15 protein-coding genes are annotated in these 15,035 nt (G+C 60.7%); 11 read left to right on the forward strand and 4 right to left on the reverse strand.

Annotated elements, in window-relative coordinates:
- Positions 1–349 precede the first annotated feature (349 nt).
- From bcp to ACYU7Q_RS15700, 10 genes are all read left to right on the forward strand, one after another.
- The gene (gene bcp / locus ACYU7Q_RS15655) at positions 350–799 is read left to right on the forward strand and encodes a peroxiredoxin (protein WP_460610377.1); all 450 of its coding nucleotides are present in this window, start codon (positions 350–352) and stop codon (positions 797–799) included.
- 108 nt (positions 800–907) lie between these two features.
- Positions 908–1,792 (forward strand): transketolase, encoded by an 885-nt coding sequence (locus ACYU7Q_RS15660; RefSeq protein WP_460610378.1) that lies wholly within the window; start codon positions 908–910, stop codon positions 1,790–1,792.
- Between the two features lie 16 nt (positions 1,793–1,808).
- Positions 1,809–3,218 carry a vWA domain-containing protein gene (locus tag ACYU7Q_RS15665; protein ID WP_460610379.1) on the forward strand — a complete coding sequence of 470 codons (1,410 nt, stop codon included), beginning with the start codon at positions 1,809–1,811 and terminating at the stop codon, positions 3,216–3,218.
- A gap of 112 nt (positions 3,219–3,330) precedes the next feature.
- Positions 3,331–3,693 (forward strand): endonuclease domain-containing protein, encoded by a 363-nt coding sequence (locus tag ACYU7Q_RS15670; RefSeq protein WP_460610380.1) that lies wholly within the window; start codon positions 3,331–3,333, stop codon positions 3,691–3,693.
- A 105-nt stretch (positions 3,694–3,798) separates the two neighbouring features.
- Entirely contained in the window at positions 3,799–4,755 is a 957-nt protein-coding gene (locus tag ACYU7Q_RS15675) for a transketolase family protein (protein WP_460610381.1), read from the forward strand.
- 36 nt (positions 4,756–4,791) lie between these two features.
- Positions 4,792–5,292, forward strand: coding sequence for a hypothetical protein (locus ACYU7Q_RS15680; protein WP_460610382.1), 501 nt, complete (start codon positions 4,792–4,794; stop codon positions 5,290–5,292).
- Positions 5,293–5,459: 167 nt separating this feature from the next.
- Positions 5,460–6,008: an RNA polymerase sigma factor gene (locus ACYU7Q_RS15685; protein WP_460610383.1), complete on the forward strand. Its 549-nt coding sequence runs from the start codon at positions 5,460–5,462 to the stop codon at positions 6,006–6,008.
- A gap of 64 nt (positions 6,009–6,072) precedes the next feature.
- Positions 6,073–6,540 carry a hypothetical protein gene (locus tag ACYU7Q_RS15690; RefSeq protein ID WP_460610384.1) on the forward strand — a complete coding sequence of 156 codons (468 nt, stop codon included), beginning with the start codon at positions 6,073–6,075 and terminating at the stop codon, positions 6,538–6,540.
- A 24-nt stretch (positions 6,541–6,564) separates the two neighbouring features.
- On the forward strand, positions 6,565–7,056 hold the full coding sequence (locus tag ACYU7Q_RS15695; protein WP_460610385.1) for a hypothetical protein: 492 nt from the start codon (positions 6,565–6,567) through the stop codon (positions 7,054–7,056).
- Positions 7,057–7,205: 149 nt separating this feature from the next.
- Complete coding sequence (locus ACYU7Q_RS15700; protein ID WP_460610386.1) at positions 7,206–8,441, forward strand: aspartate aminotransferase family protein; 1,236 nt, start codon at positions 7,206–7,208, stop codon at positions 8,439–8,441.
- Between the two features lie 105 nt (positions 8,442–8,546).
- Here ACYU7Q_RS15700 and ACYU7Q_RS15705 read toward each other — a convergent pair whose 3' ends face one another.
- Positions 8,547–9,005 (reverse strand): tellurite resistance TerB family protein, encoded by a 459-nt coding sequence (locus ACYU7Q_RS15705; protein ID WP_460610387.1) that lies wholly within the window; start codon positions 9,003–9,005, stop codon positions 8,547–8,549.
- A gap of 232 nt (positions 9,006–9,237) precedes the next feature.
- Between ACYU7Q_RS15705 and pfkA the strand changes: the two genes are divergently transcribed.
- Positions 9,238–10,209: an ATP-dependent 6-phosphofructokinase gene (pfkA, locus tag ACYU7Q_RS15710; protein WP_460610388.1), complete on the forward strand. Its 972-nt coding sequence runs from the start codon at positions 9,238–9,240 to the stop codon at positions 10,207–10,209.
- Between the two features lie 43 nt (positions 10,210–10,252).
- On the opposite strand, the gene miaA is transcribed toward pfkA, so the two are convergent.
- From miaA to ACYU7Q_RS15725, 3 genes are all read right to left on the reverse strand, one after another.
- Positions 10,253–11,170 (reverse strand): tRNA (adenosine(37)-N6)-dimethylallyltransferase, encoded by a 918-nt coding sequence (miaA, locus tag ACYU7Q_RS15715; protein ID WP_460610389.1) that lies wholly within the window; start codon positions 11,168–11,170, stop codon positions 10,253–10,255.
- Between the two features lie 60 nt (positions 11,171–11,230).
- Entirely contained in the window at positions 11,231–13,201 is a 1,971-nt protein-coding gene (locus ACYU7Q_RS15720) for an OmpA family protein (RefSeq protein WP_460610390.1), read from the reverse strand.
- Positions 13,202–13,347: 146 nt separating this feature from the next.
- Positions 13,348–15,027 carry an amidase gene (locus ACYU7Q_RS15725; protein WP_460610391.1) on the reverse strand — a complete coding sequence of 560 codons (1,680 nt, stop codon included), beginning with the start codon at positions 15,025–15,027 and terminating at the stop codon, positions 13,348–13,350.
- Between the last annotated feature and the right edge of the window lie 8 nt (positions 15,028–15,035).

The following is a 15,035-nucleotide window of genomic DNA, read 5'->3' on the forward strand; positions in this document are numbered from 1 at the left end:
GGGTGCAGGCATGCGGGCAAGAACGCAGTTGTTTTTCTCGTTTTTCGTCTATCTCTGCTCCGTAATAATTCTTTTTTTGCTATTTAAGCTCCTTGCCGTTTCTCGAGAAACCGGAGCTGCTTCCCTGCTGCTGTCCTTGGTATTGTATTTTTTTATTTGCCGAATTGTCAACTCCTACACCGATAGTAATTGGCAAATGCTCAACCATGGAAGGCCGGTAGAGGTGCGGTATTTATGGGCTCGCAGGGGTGGTGTCTGGGTCTTGATGTTAGCTGTGCTAATCGGCATGGCTTTTTCAGGTTACCAATGGGCTAAATACTTGCCGTAATTCTTCACAAACACTCTTCTTATGTCCCTCGAACCCGGCCAACCCGCCCCCGATTTCACCGCCCAGGACCAGGACGGCAACACCGTCAGCCTGCATGAGCTGCGCGGCCAGAAAGTCGCCCTCTACTTTTATCCCAAGGACGACACCCCCGGCTGCACCGCCCAGGCCTGCAACCTGCGCGACCACCAGGAGGAGCTCCACGCCCACAACATCAAGGTCATCGGCGTGAGCATCGACGGAGAGGCGGCTCACAAGAAATTCGCCCTCAAGTACGACCTGCCCTTCCCGCTGCTCGTCGATACCGATAAGACCATTGTGCAGGCCTACGGCGTGTGGCAGGAAAAGAAAAACTACGGCAAGACCTACATGGGCACCGTCCGCACCACTTTCCTGATTGACGAAAACGGCCTGATTGAAAAAATCATCAAGAAAGTCGATACCAAGGAGCACGCCGCCCAATTGCTAAAATAAAGGGCTGAAAATGCCTTTTCCAGCGAATAGGACATAGTCAATCGATTGTGTTGATTGGCTATTTTGCTTCGCTTACCTTTACCCACCGAACCCAACTATTCCCGACCCATGACCGACACCACCGCCAAGACCGTCGAAAAACCCGAAAAGACGAACGAAGAGCTCAAGGAAATTGCCACCCAGGTGCGCCGCGACATCGTGCGCATGGTGCACGCCGTGAACTCGGGCCACCCCGGCGGCTCGCTCGGCTGCACCGATTTGTTTGTGGCTCTCTTCTTCAAGGTGATGAAGCACCACCCCGAGCCCTTCGACATGGACGGCAAGGACCAGGACATTTTCTTCCTGTCCAACGGCCACATTTCGGCCACCTGGTACTCGGTGCTGGCCCGCTCGGGCTACTTCCCCGTTAGCGAGCTCAGCACGTTCCGCAAGCTCAACTCGCGCCTGCAGGGCCACCCCACCACCCACGAAGGCCTGCCGGGCATCCGCGTGGCTTCGGGCTCCTTGGGCCAGGGCCTGAGCGTGGCCTGCGGCGCGGCCCAGGCCAAAAAGATGAACGGCGACAAGCAGCGCGTGTTCGTGCTCATGGGCGACGGCGAGCTCGAAGAAGGCCAGAACTGGGAGGCCGCCCTCTACGCCAGCCACCACAAAATCGACAACCTCGTGGCCATCGTGGACCGCAACGGCCAGCAGATTGACGGCTCGACCGACGAAATCGGTGGCCTCGGCGACGTGGCTGCGAAGTTCAAAGCCTTCGGCTGGCACGTCATCGAAGGCGACGGCAACCATTTCGAATCCCTCATCCCCAGCCTTGAAAACTGCGTGGCTGCCACCGGCAAAGCCAAGCCCGTGATGTTCGTGATGGACACGAAAATGGGCTTCGGCGTCGATTTCATGATGGACGGCCACAAGTGGCACGGCGTGGCACCAAACGATGCCCAGCTGGCTACCGCCCTCGACGAGCTGAAAACCGGGACCGAAGGCGACTATTAGGTCGCGGCTGTTGCTCATGCTGCCGCGCTTGCTCCGGGCCTTGTGTTTCCTGTTGCTGGTGGCCCCACTGGGGCTGTCAGTACAGGAAGCGCGCGCCCAAAACGCCCCGCCCGAAAAACCCAAAGTCACCCGCATCCTATTCCTGCTCGATGCGTCGGGCTCGATGATGGCGCCCTGGGAAGGCCAGGCCCGCTGGGAAGTGGCCAAGCGCATGCTCAGCAAAATGGTCGATTCGCTCAACGCCTACCCCAACCTGGAGCTGGGCCTGCGCGTGTACGGCCACCAGTACCCGAACTCGGAGAAAAACTGCCAGGACTCGAAGCTGGAAGTGGCCTTTGCGCCCCGCAATGCCGCTGCTATCAAGAAGAAGCTGACTACGCTTAAGGCCCAGGGCAACACGCCCATCACTTATTCGCTGGAGCAGTCGGCCAATGATTTTCCCACCGACAAATCCTCCCGCAACGTTCTGCTGTTGATAACCGACGGCCTCGAATCGTGCAACCGCGACCCCTGCGCGGCCTCCCTGGCCTTGCAGCGCAAGCACGTTTTCCTCAAGCCCTTCGTCATCGGCATCGGGGCCGAGCGCGATTTTGGCCGGCAACTCGAATGCCTGGGGCAGTACTACAACGCCGCCGAGGTGAAAACCTTTCGCACGGTGATGAACGACGTCATCGCCAAAACCCTGAGCAAAACCACTGTCTCGGTGAACCTCACCGACGCCAACGGCCGCCCCGTGGAAACGAACGTCAACATGACCTTCGTCAACAACGTGACCGGGCAGCCGGAGTACAACTACGTGCACTACCGCGACGCTCAGGGCAAGGCCGATGTGCTCGACATTGACGCCCTCCAGAGCTACGACCTCGTGATAAACACCGTGCCGCCCGTGCGCCAGGCCAACATTCCCATCATCCCTGGCAAAGCCAACGTCCTCACCTACAAAACCCCGCAAGGCACTCTCTGGCTGCAAAACCCGCCGCTCTCGCCCAACCCGTATGGCACCATCCGGGCCGTAGTGCGCAACCCGGCGGGGGCCACCGTCACGGCCGGCACCTTCGGCACCCGCCAGAAACTACTAGCCGGCAACTACGAAGTGGAGGCCCTAACGCTACCGCGCACCGTGCGCCGCCTCACCATCAAACAGGGCCAGGAATACACCTTCACCTACGACGCGCCCGGCACCCTCAATATCACGTCGGATTTGAAAGGCTACGGCAGCATCTATCAATTAAATGATGATGAATCGCAGACCTGGATTTACGACTTGCCGCAGGGCGGGAGCAGCAAAATAAACCTGCCCATGCAGCCCGGTGCTTACCGGCTGGTGTTCCGCACCGCCACCAGCAACGGCAGCAAGTACACGGACGTGCGCAATTTCAGTATTCGGAGCGGGCAGACGACTTCGGTAGCCATTTTCGGAAAATGATGTAAAAACGACAAACTCCCCTCCTTACCAAGGAGGGGACGTTTTTGCGAAGCAAAAACTGGGGTGGTTGTGGCGTATGAGAGTCGTTGAACGGAATCTAAAAACACAACCCATGACTACCCTCAACAACCTCCCTCACAAAAAAGACGAACGCCGCACCCTCCGCAATAACCTAACCCCGGCCGAAGCCAAGCTTTGGAGCGCCCTAAAAAGCAGCCAGCTTGCCAACCGTAAATTTCGTCGCCAGCACAGCATTGGCGAATTTATCCTCGATTTTTATTGCCCGCAGGAAAAGCTTGCGGTTGAATTAGACGGCGCAGGTCATTTCACGGCTTCCGGCAATTTGCACGATGCGGCGCGTACTGATTATTTGAATGCAGCAGGCATTCGGGTAATCAGGTTTGAGAATAAGCTGATTTGGTCAGCGCTGGAAAGCGTGTTGCAGAGCATTGAAAGTAGTTTTAGTACGCGCTGACAATTGCCGTTCAACGCCACAACCACCCCCGTTTCAGCTTCGCTGAAACATCCCCTCCTTGGTAAGGAGGGGAGTTTGTCCTAACGAAACCTCCTTAATATTCCCATGAAAGACTTCCCCTACACCGAATCCAAAGACACCCGCAGCGGCTTCGGCGCTGGCCTGGCCGAGCTGGGTGCCAGCAACCCCAACGTCGTGGCCCTCTGCGCCGACCTCACCGGCTCGCTCAAGATGGACGCCTTCAAAAAGGCCTTCCCCGACCGGTTTTTCCAGGTCGGCATTGCCGAGGCCAACATGATGGGCGTGGCTGCCGGCATGACCATTGGCGGCAAAATCCCTTTCACGGGCACGTTTGCCAACTTCAGCACCGGCCGCGTGTATGACCAGATTCGCCAGAGCATTGCCTACTCCGGCAAAAACGTGAAAATCTGCGCCTCGCACGCCGGCCTCACGCTGGGCGAAGACGGTGCCACTCACCAGATTCTGGAAGACCTCGGCATGATGAAAATGCTGCCCGGCATGACCGTCATCAACCCCTGCGACTACAACCAGACCAAAGCCGCCACCATCGCCATCGCCGACCACGAAGGCCCCGTGTACCTGCGCTTCGGCCGCCCCGTGGTACCCAACTTCACGGCCCCCGACCAGAAATTTGAAATCGGCAAAGCCTGGCTGATGAACGAAGGCACCGACGTGAGCATCTTCGCCACCGGCCACCTCGTGTGGAAGGCCGTGCTGGCCGGCAAACTCCTGGCCGAAAAAGGCATCAACGCTGAAATCATCAATATCCACACCATCAAGCCGCTTGATGCCGAGGCCATCCTAGCCTCGGCCCGCAAAACCGGCTGCGTGGTAACCGCCGAAGAGCACCAGATGAACGGCGGCCTCGGCGATAGCATCGCCCAGCTGCTGGCCCGCGAAGAGCCCCTGCCCCTGGAAATGGTGGCCGTGCACGACAGCTTCGGCGAAAGCGGTACCCCCGACCAACTGATGGAGAAATACGGCCTCACCGATAAAGCCATTGTGGCAGCCGTGGAAGCAGTGATGAAGCGGAAGAAGTAAGTCGTTCCTACGGCACAGAAAAGCCTCGTAGCGAATATGCTGCGAGGCTTTTCTGTGCCCTGTCGGCAGTTAAATAATTGTGCAACGGTTGCGTTTTATTTTGCTTCAATTATTTTTGGTCTGACCCCGGATATTTTAAAACAGCTGCTTCTTGAGATGAAAAAAAGAACCCTAATCGTAGGATTTAGCTGCGCGGTATTATCAGCGCTTGCACTCGACGCAGCGGCGCAGGCGGCGCCAAAAACCACGCTCAAATACGGGAAATACGGCTGCACTTCCACGAAATACACAGGGGGCTTTTATGAGTTCATTCCCCACGGCTCGTTCACGATAAACCCGGATGGTACTTATTTCTATTCCGGTTTTAAAAACCCCAGCAAAGGGAAGTTCAGCGTTGATAAAGACGGTAATCTGCTGTTCACCGGCGGCTATCTCGACAAAGGCAAAGCGGAAAAAATAGACCGACCTAATAAGTTCTTTCTGGTGTTTCCCACCATTCCCGACAATCGGTGGACGTGTACATGCGTCGAAAAATAGGCGTTTGAATAAGCTATTGAAAAGCCTGACCTGAAGACGAGTTGAAATCACCGTCACCTCTGATTTTCGGTACTTGCTGCGCTCTTTTCGCGGGCAGGCATTAAACGTGTTGCCGTCTTTGCCATCCAACCCTTGCCTTCGCCGCTCCGGCAAGATTCCTTTCGCGTTTGGAAGACCACGACATCCTCCTCAAGTTCCAGGAACCCGCCAGCCGCAATCTGGCGTTCAACCAGCTTGTGCGCAAGTATCAGAGCAAGGTGTACTGGCACGTGCGCAAGATGGTGGTGGACCACGACGACGCCGACGACCTCACCCAGGACGTATTCGTGAAGGTGTGGAAGCACCTCTCAACCTTCCGCCAGGATTCCCAGCTCTTCACTTGGATTTACCGCATTGCCACCAACGAGTGCCTGAATTTTCTGAGCAGCAAGCGGCGCAAGTTCCTGCTGCCGCTCAATGACGTGGGGGCCGAGCTAGCCGCCAAAATCGAAGCCGACCCCGCCATTGCCGGCGATGCCATCGAGCTGAAGCTCCAGCAGGCCATCCTGCGCCTGCCCGACAAGCAGCGCCTCGTCTTCAACCTGCGTTACTACGACGAAATGCCCTACGAGCAGATGGCCGAGGTAACCGGCACCAGCGTAGGGGCCTTGAAGGCCAGCTACCACCACGCCGTGAAAAAAGTGGAAGAATACGTGACCCGCACCACCGAAGACTAACCCCGCCCCACACAATTTTTGCTGGCGGAATTAAACGCTGCCCTTGGTTTTTCATCCAACCATCATGAAAACTGCTTTTAAGCTAGACGCGCACCCCCGGCGGCCCCGTCCGCTGCTGAGCGAGCCGCCCGCTGGCTACTTCGATAAACTGCCGACCCAGATAATGGCCCGGCTGCCCCAGGCCGATGCCCGCGAAATCGCGTTGGGCCGGCGCTGGCTCAGCTTTTTGTCTCCCGCTTTGCGCACCGGGCTGGCCTCGGTGGCCGTGCTGGGCGGGTTTGCCGCCTCGTTCTATATGAGCGGCAGCGCGCCGCTGGTGCCCGCCACGGCCTCCACCGCCTCCCTCGATGCCGTGCCGCGCACCGAACTGGTGGGCTACCTGCTCACGAGCGGGGCCCGCGTCGAAAACTCCGACCTGGCCGTGCTCACTGCTGCCCATCCGGCCATCACCAAAGGCTTCCTGCACGCCTCGGAAGAGGAGGTGAACGACGCGCTGGACGCGCAACCTTCTGACGATTCTACGTACCTCTAATTTCTGTATTCCTACCTCGTTATCATGTCCGTTTTATCATCCATGTTTCGTTTGTTGAGCCTCGTGGCGGTGCTGCTGGCGCTGGCTCCGGCCGCCCATGCCCAGGACGGGCTGGGCGGCCAAGGCCGCAAAGGCCAGCGCCTCGGCCAGCTCGAAAACGCTAAAATTGCCTTCATCACCAACCGCGTTTCGCTCACTCAGGACCAGGCTCAGAAGTTCTGGCCGCTCTACAATGAATTCTCGGACCGCCGCCGCGAAATCAACCGCAACGGCCGTCTGCTGCGCCGCGACATCACCGAAGGCATGACCGACCAGCAGCTGCGCGACAACTTCACGCAGTCGTTCAACTCCCGCCAGCAGGAACTGAACCTGGAAAAGGAATACTTCGATAAGTTTCAAAAAGTCATTTCCCTGCGCCAGGTGGCCCAACTGTTCCAGGCCGAGCGCGACTTCACCAAGGAAGTTATCAAGCGCGTGGCCGGAGCGGGCGCCCAGCCCGCCATTAATACCAATTGAGGCGTTTTTTCTGAGCTATGCCGAGAGGCCGCTGCCCCGCAGCGGCCTCTTTATTTTTGCGAAATAATCGAATGGGTTGCCTAATGTGTTTGCAATACCACAAAGCGGCCGCATCCTCGTCCCCAAAATCCGACTAATCCGAAAAATCCGTGGTCCTTACACCCCGCCAATTATTCCTGCGCCACCAGGCCCAAACCTCTGATTTTCCGCTGCTGCTGGAAATTGAGCGCGCCGAAGGCGTGTACATGTACGGCCCCGACGGTCGCCGCTACCTCGACCTGATTTCGGGCATTGGCGTGAGCAACGTAGGCCACCGCCACCCGCGCGTGCTGGCCGGCATTCAGGCCCAGCTCGACAAATACCTGCACCTGATGGTGTACGGCGAGTTGGTGCAGGCCGTACCTGCTCAACTGGCCGAGGCCATCCACCAAACCCTGCCCGCGCACCTGGATTCGGTGTATTTCACCAACTCCGGCACCGAAGCCATCGAAGGTGCCCTGAAGCTGGCCAAGCGCCATACAGGCCGCACCGAGCTCATTTCCTGCCTCAACGCCTATCACGGCTCCACGCACGGCGCGCTGTCCATTACGGGCTCCGAGGGCTTCAAAAACAGCTTTCGCCCGCTGCTGCCCGACGTGCGCCACATCCGCCACAACGAGTTGGCCGACCTCGCCTTCATCACCGAGCGCACAGCCGCCGTGGTCATCGAAACCGTGCAGGGCGAGGCCGGCGTGCGCGTGCCCAGCCCCGGCTACCTGCCGGCCCTGCGTGCCCGCTGCTCCGAAGTCGGCGCGCTGCTCATTCTCGACGAAATCCAGTGCGGCTACGGGCGCACCGGCACCATGTGGGCTTTCGAGCAGTTCGGCATCGAGCCCGATATTCTGGTGTGCGCCAAGGGCATGGGCGGCGGCATGCCCATCGGAGCTTTCATTTCGAGTACCGAAATCATGTCGGGCTTCAAAACCAACCCCATTCTGGGGCATTGCACCACCTTCGGCGGGCATCCGGTGAGCTGCGCGGCGGCCCTGGCCACGCTGCAAGTGATGCAGGATGAGAAGCTGGCCGAAGGCGTGGCTGCCAAAGCGGCACGGTTCCGGGGGCAGCTGCGGCACCCGGCCATTCGGGCGGTGCGCGGTCGGGGCTTGCTCATGGCCGTGGAATTCGATTCCTTCGCCGTGCTCAAGCCCATCATCGACTACGCCCTGGAGCACGAAGGCATCCTCACCGACTGGTTCCTGTTCTGCGACAACTCCTTGCGCCTGGCCCCGCCGCTCACCATCAGCGAAGCCGAGATTGACGAAGCCTGCGCCGCGCTGCTGCGCGCCATCGAGCATATTGCCGGTAGGGGTGGGGGCGTACCCGGTAGGGCTGGCCAGGTCGACTAACGAACCTGCCGTCGGCTCGGTGCATCAACAGAACCGGCCCTTTGGCAGCCCGAAATGGGTTGCCAAAGGGCCGGTTCTGTTTCGAGCTGGCCGATGGAAAATCTATTATACTACCACGTTGGGGCGGGGCAACTCGTTGTAGTTCAGAAACGAGGTACTTTCTTCCTTGATGCGCTCCTTGGGCAGGCCATCCTTCACGCCCTGCGAAATCTTGCGCACCAGCACGCCCACAATGGCTTTGCGGAAGCCCAGCTTCTCAGCCATCATGATGCAGAAATCCATCTCGGTTTCGTCCACAATACCGTCGGCCAGCATCATATCGACGAGGTCAAAAATCTGGTCGAAGCGCTCCGAATCGGTGGTGGGCAGGTCGTTGTTGCTGCCTTTCGAGCCCGACACCAGCGCCTGCACTTCGGAGGAGCTAATGCCGTTCTTTTTGCCCACGGCGAGGATGAAATTCATTTCCCGGGCGTCGATATGGCCGTCGGCTTTAGCCAGCGCCGCGAGATTCAACAGGTGGCTTTTGATTTTTTTAGCCTGCTCATTTTCGAAAAAACCGAACATAAACGTGGGAATTAATTAGTGAGAGATGAATTTTGAATCGAAATCCCGATTTCTGGGGTAAGATACACGAAAAACCGACTGTTTGTTGCCATATTATTGCCTCGGCACTAAAAAGAGCAAACGTTTTCCTATCAGCAATTCTAACTTCTGGGTTGAGGGTTTGCATTCATTTCGCCAACTTTGCGCGGTTTGGGTGCCATTTGCGCGCCCTGTTGCATTTATGACAGGTCAGATGAAGAGAATTGCGGTTTTTACGAGTGGGGGCGATTCGCCGGGCATGAATGCCGCTATCCGGGCGGTGGTACGCACGGCTACCTACCACGGCATTGAGGTTTATGGCATTATGCGGGGCTACAGCGGCATGATTAAAGGCGAGTTTGTGCGCCTTGACTCGGCTTCGGTGTCCAACACGGTGCAGAAGGGTGGCACCATTCTGAAATCGGCTCGCAGCCAGAAGTTTATGACCAAGGAAGGCCGGCAACAAGCCTTCGACCAGTTGGTTAACAACGGCATTGAAGGCCTCGTGGCCATTGGTGGCAACGGCACGTTCACCGGGGCCATGATTTTTGAGGAAGAATTCGGCATCCCGACGGTGGGCGCGCCGGGCACGATTGACAACGACTTATACGGCACGGACTACACCATCGGCTACGATACGGCCGTGAACACGGCGCTGGAGTGCATCGACAAAATCCGGGACACGGCCGACTCGCACGACCGCTGCTTCTTTGTAGAGGTGATGGGCCGCGACTCCGGCTACATCGCCATTCCGTGCGCCATCGGGGGCGGGGCCGAAATCGTGATGATTCCGGAAACGCAAATGAGTGCCGATGTGGTAATCGACACGCTGCAGGCGGGCTGGCAGCGCTCCAAAACCTCGTTCATCGTCATTGTGGCCGAGGGCGAGGAAGAGGGCAACGCCACCAACACGGCCGCCCGCGTGAAGGAGGCCATCCCGCAGCTCGATACCCGCGTCACGGTTATCGGCCACATTCAGCGCGGCGGCTCGCCCACGGCGGCCGACCGCCTGCTGGGTTCCCAAATCGGCATTGCCGCCGTGGAAGGCCTCATGAACGGCATGCGCAACGTAATGGCCGGCATTGTAGATAAGAAACTGGTATACACGCCATTCACGGATACCATCAACAAGAAGAAGCTTATCAACCAGAGCTTTATGCGGATGGTGGAGATTCTGAGCGTGTAGGTTTATCCTGTCATTGCGAGCGCAGCGGAGCAATGACAGCTGGTTACAACTGCACCCACTGATATGCCGCGTCCCGCCGCAGCCAGGTCATTTGGCGCTTGGCGTAGCGGCGGGTGTTGCGCTGGAGCAGGCGCACGGCTTCGGCCCAGTCGTATTCGCCGTCCAGAAAGCCGAAAATTTCCTGGTAGCCCACGGTTTGCAGGGCGTGGTGGTGGCGGTAGGGCAGGAGGCCGCGCACTTCTTCCAGCAGCCCAGCTTCGAGCATGTGCTCCACGCGTAGGTTGATGCGCTGGTAAAGCTCTTCCCGCTCGCGGGTGAGGGCCACTTTCACGTTGCGAAAAAGCGGATTTTCGGCCGGCGGGCCGGCGGTGTGGAAGCTGGAAAACGGCCGGCCCGTGGCGCGGGTGATTTCGAGGGCGCGCACCACACGCTGCGGGTTTTGCTGGTCGATGCGGGCGTGGGCCACGGGGTCGGTTTCGGCCAGCTCGGCCACGAGGTGGGGAAGGCCGTGAGCGGCCAGCTCGGCGTGAAGCTGGGCCCGGACTTCGGGCGGCACGCTGGGCAGCTCGTCCAGCCCGTCGGTTACGGCTTGCACGTAGAGGCCCGAGCCGCCGGTGAGGATAACCAGCGGGTGCTTCTGGAATAAATCGGTGAGAACGGCCAGGCAATCGGTGGCGAAGCGGCCGGCGCTGTAATCTTCGGTGATGCTGTGGCTGTCAATGAAATGGTGCGGCACGCCTTGCATTTCGGCGGGCGTGGGTTTGGCCGTGCCGATGCTGAGCTCGCGGAAAAACTGGCGCGAGTCTGCCGAGACAATTTCGGTGTGAAACTGCTGCGCCAGCTGCACACACAAGGCCGTTTTGCCCACGGCCGTGGGGCCAGCAATGGTGAGCAGCACGGGGCGCGGGTCGGCGGCGGTGGGGGCCAGCTGGGCGAGGATTTCGGGGGGAAGTGCGGACACGGCGGAAATAATGCGCTGCTAAAAGCGGCAACGCGGGCCGCAAAGTTCGCGCCGCCCGCGCTATTGCAGCCCCACGATGCGAAACTCGACGCGGCGGTTGAGGCGGCGGGTGGCTTCCTGGGCGTTGCTGGCAATGGGCTCGGCTCCACCTAAGCCGAGGCCGGTGATGCGGCTACCGGCCACGCCGTGGTCGGCGAGGTAGGCTTTCACGGCGGCCACGCGCTGCTGGCTGAGCACCACGTTTTTTTCGGGCGGGCCCACGTTGTCGGTGTGGCCGCGCAGCTCGATGATGAGGCTGGGATTGTCAATCATGAGGCGCACCAGCTTGTTGAGAGCAGCGGCCGACGAGGGCAACATAACGGCTTTGCCCTGCTCAAACTGCACATTGGCGAGCTGTTCGGTAGCTCCCACGGCCAGCGGGCGGAGCAGAATATCACGCACCAGCGGGCCGGGCGCGGCAGTCCAGGCGCTATCGGTGGAGAAATACCCGGGGTGCTGGGCGTGGTACTGATAGGTGCTGCCCGGCTTAGCGGTATAGGTGAAGGTGCCCCGCACCGACAGCAGCACGGCGGTGCCTACTTCGTCGTGGTCGAGGCGTAGCTGCGCCTGCGGCAGGGGCAGCGAGGTGGCAGCGTCGAGCACGCGGCCTGCCCAGGTGGCGGTGGTGGGCGTGGGTGGCGGGGCGGGCGGCGCCGGTGGTACCACCCCAAACAAGTTGCAGCCGGCCAAATCGGTGTAGGTGCCGCCGCGCACGCGGGTGGCTTGGTGGCGCGCCAAATCGACCTGATAGAGCGCGTGCGGCCCGGCCAGGTACAGGCGGCGGCGGCCGGAGGCGTCGTTCTGCATCAGCAGGTCGCTGTAGCCGCCGCGCACGGGCAGGCCGTCGAGGACAATGCGCTCGGGAGCGGGCTGCTTGGTGTTGAGGTTTACCTTGAGCAGCGAGCCGTCGGTGCTGTACACCATATACATCGTGCTGGCATCGTCGAGGCAAAAATTGCCGTGCGTGCCCGCGCTGGCAAACCCGATGAGCGGATAATACGGCGCTTTGCGGATGGGGTCGGTGGCCCACACCACGCTCACGCGGCCCTCGTGGGGGCTCACGCGCACCAGCTGGTTGGCATCGGAAGTCATGAAATACAGGTCGCCGTGGTCGTCGGTAGCGGCGGATATCCAGACGTTTTCGGGGCCCTGGGCGGGGAGTTGCCATTCGGTGTAAGCGCCGCGCCGGGTGGCGGGGTCGTAGCGGTACACGCGCTCGGGGGCGTTGGTGGGAGCTTTCGTGACGGAATACAGGCAGTTATCGAACCCCTTGGCCAGGGCGTAGGACTGGAAGGGCAGCACCCGGCGGTGGGCGCGGGGCTTGGCCGTGGGGTCGGAAGTTGAAAACTCGTGGATGGTACGGCAGTCGTCTTCCCACTGCCCGTCGTGGTAGCGCAGGGCGGCGATGCCGTACATTTTGCCGTCGCAAATCTGGTCGGCGTAGCGGCGGCTGGGCCAGGGCGCGGTGGTGAAGGCGAACGACTCAACCAGTTGCCGGCCTTCGGCCAGATAACGCCCGTCCTGGTCGGTGCCGGCCCGGTATTCTACCCGAAACTCATAGCCGCCGCGCCAGAGCTGCCGGCCCAGTACGTGGGTGCGTGGGGCCGGGGCCGGCGGGGCGTAAGTGTATTCGTAATCAATCTCATCGGTAGGGCCGGCGCTGTGCTGGTCGAGGCGCAGCACTTGCACGCGGGGCAGCCGCTGGATGCGCTGGTACACCGAATCGGGCCGGCCCGTACCGAGCAAGCGCAGGTCGCGTCGGTCGTCAGGCAGGGGCTGCTGGCTCACTTTCACCGTCGCATCAATGGCGGGGGCGCCGGCCGTGAACGCGGCTACCGGCCCGCCCGATGCCCGGGGCGGCACCCAGCCCGGCGCATACGCCAGCTGGTAGCGGGCTTGCGCATTGGTGTACGGAATGGCGGCGGGCGGCGCGGGTTGCGCACTCAGTCCCAGCCGGCAAACCAACAGTACCAGCGTCAGAAAAATCTTCATAGGCCGGAGCAACGGAAAACCAAGGTAAGCAGCTACAAAACAATATTTTCGGCGCGTAGTGCCACCCGTCGGGCCGGCAAGATAACGACCACGGCCGCCTTCCGGGTAGAAAGCGGCCGTGGGGGCGTCGCAAACAAGGCAGTGGTTTACGGCATTGGGGGGTGTTTTTCGTCGAAGTCGGTGGCGTCCTGGTAAGCCTTGGCGAGGGCGAGCAGGGTGCCTTCTTCGTAGAGCTGGCCCATGAAGGTGATGGTAGTGGGCAGGCCGGCAGCCGTGAAGCCATTGGGCAGGGCCACGGCCGGGTGGCCGGTGAGGTTGGTGAGCACGAGGTTGGCGCTGAACGAGGGCGCGATGTAGGCATCGAAGCCCTTCAGCTTTTCGTCCATTTGCTCAATCAGCAGGCTGCGTACGCGCTGGGCCTGCAGGTACTCCACGGCCGGAATGAAGCGGGCCGAGCGGAAGCTGTTGGGCCAGGCCGAACGGTTTTGGAGCACCATCTGGCCGTCGCGGCCCGAGCGGGTGAGGTCGTCGAACGCCGCCGCGCCCTCGGCCGTGAGCACGAAGCGCAACGCGCCGGGCGAGATGGTCGGCAGCTCCAACGGCACCAGTTCTACGCCCAGCTTGCGCAGCACATCCAGCGTAGCCTGGTCGTTGGTCTTGGTGGGATAATTCTGGTCGAAAGCCGCCTTGAGGTAGCCCACGCGCAGCTTTTTGATGTTGGTGCTGAAGGCAAACTTGAACGTGTTTGGGGCCAGCAGGGTGGCGGGGTCGCGGGCATCGGGGCCCGCGGCGCACAGGGCGGCCAGCACCAGGGCGCAGTCCTCGGCCGAGCGGGCCAGGGGGCCGGCTTTGTCCATGGTCCAGCTCAGGGCCATGGCCCCGGCGCGGCTCACGCGGCCGTAGGTAGGGCGCAGGCCGGTCACGCCGCAGGCCGTGCTGGGGCTCACGATGGAGCCCAGCGTTTCGGTGCCAATGGCAAACGGCAGCAGTCCCGCCGCCACTGCCGAGGCCGACCCCGCCGAAGAGCCGCTGGAGCCCTTGGTTACGTCCCACGGCGTGCGGGTTTTCTCGCCAAACCAGACGTCGCCCTGGGCCAGCTCGCCCAATGTGAGCTTGGCACACAGCACGGCTCCGGCGGCGCGCAAGCGCTCCACCACGGCGGCATCTTCGTCCAGTATTTGGTCTTTATAAGGCACCGAGCCCCAGGTGGTTTTGTAGCCCTTGGCACTGAATAAGTCCTTCACCCCGAATGGGATGCCGTGCAATGCGCCCCGGTAGTGGCCGGCCTGAATTTCCTTGTCAGCCTGCCGGGCTTGTTGCAGGGCTAAGTCCTCGGTGAGGGTGATGACGCAGTGCAGGCGCGGGTCGTATTGCTTGAGGCGGACCAGAAAAAAGCGCGTCAGGTCTTCGGAGGTAATGGTTTTGGTGCGCAGCAGCTCGCCCAACTGCCGCACGGTGTAAAAGGCCAGGTCGTCGCGCCGCGTGGGCAGCTTCACGCCGTTGAGGTTATAGAGCCAGTTGGCATTGGTTACCGGCGGCGTGGGCTGCGCCTGCCGCATGCGCAGCGGGCGCGGGTCGAATACCACGGACGGGGCCACGCTGTTGGGCAGCGCAATCTTGTGCAGCGCCTCGTAGCTGTCGCGGTAGCCGCTCAGGTTGCGGCGCGTCGAATCGAGCTGGGCATCGGTGAAATTCAGCCCGAAAACCTGCTGGGCGGCGCGCAGGATGGGCACCGTAATTTCATCGGGCGCGGTGGGCCGGGCCACAAACGCGCCGGCCACAAAGCAGGCTCCGCCCAGAAGTAATGAGGGAAGTAGTTTTTTCATGAGAAGTC

The sequence above is a fragment of the Hymenobacter terrigena genome, assembly GCF_054776515.1.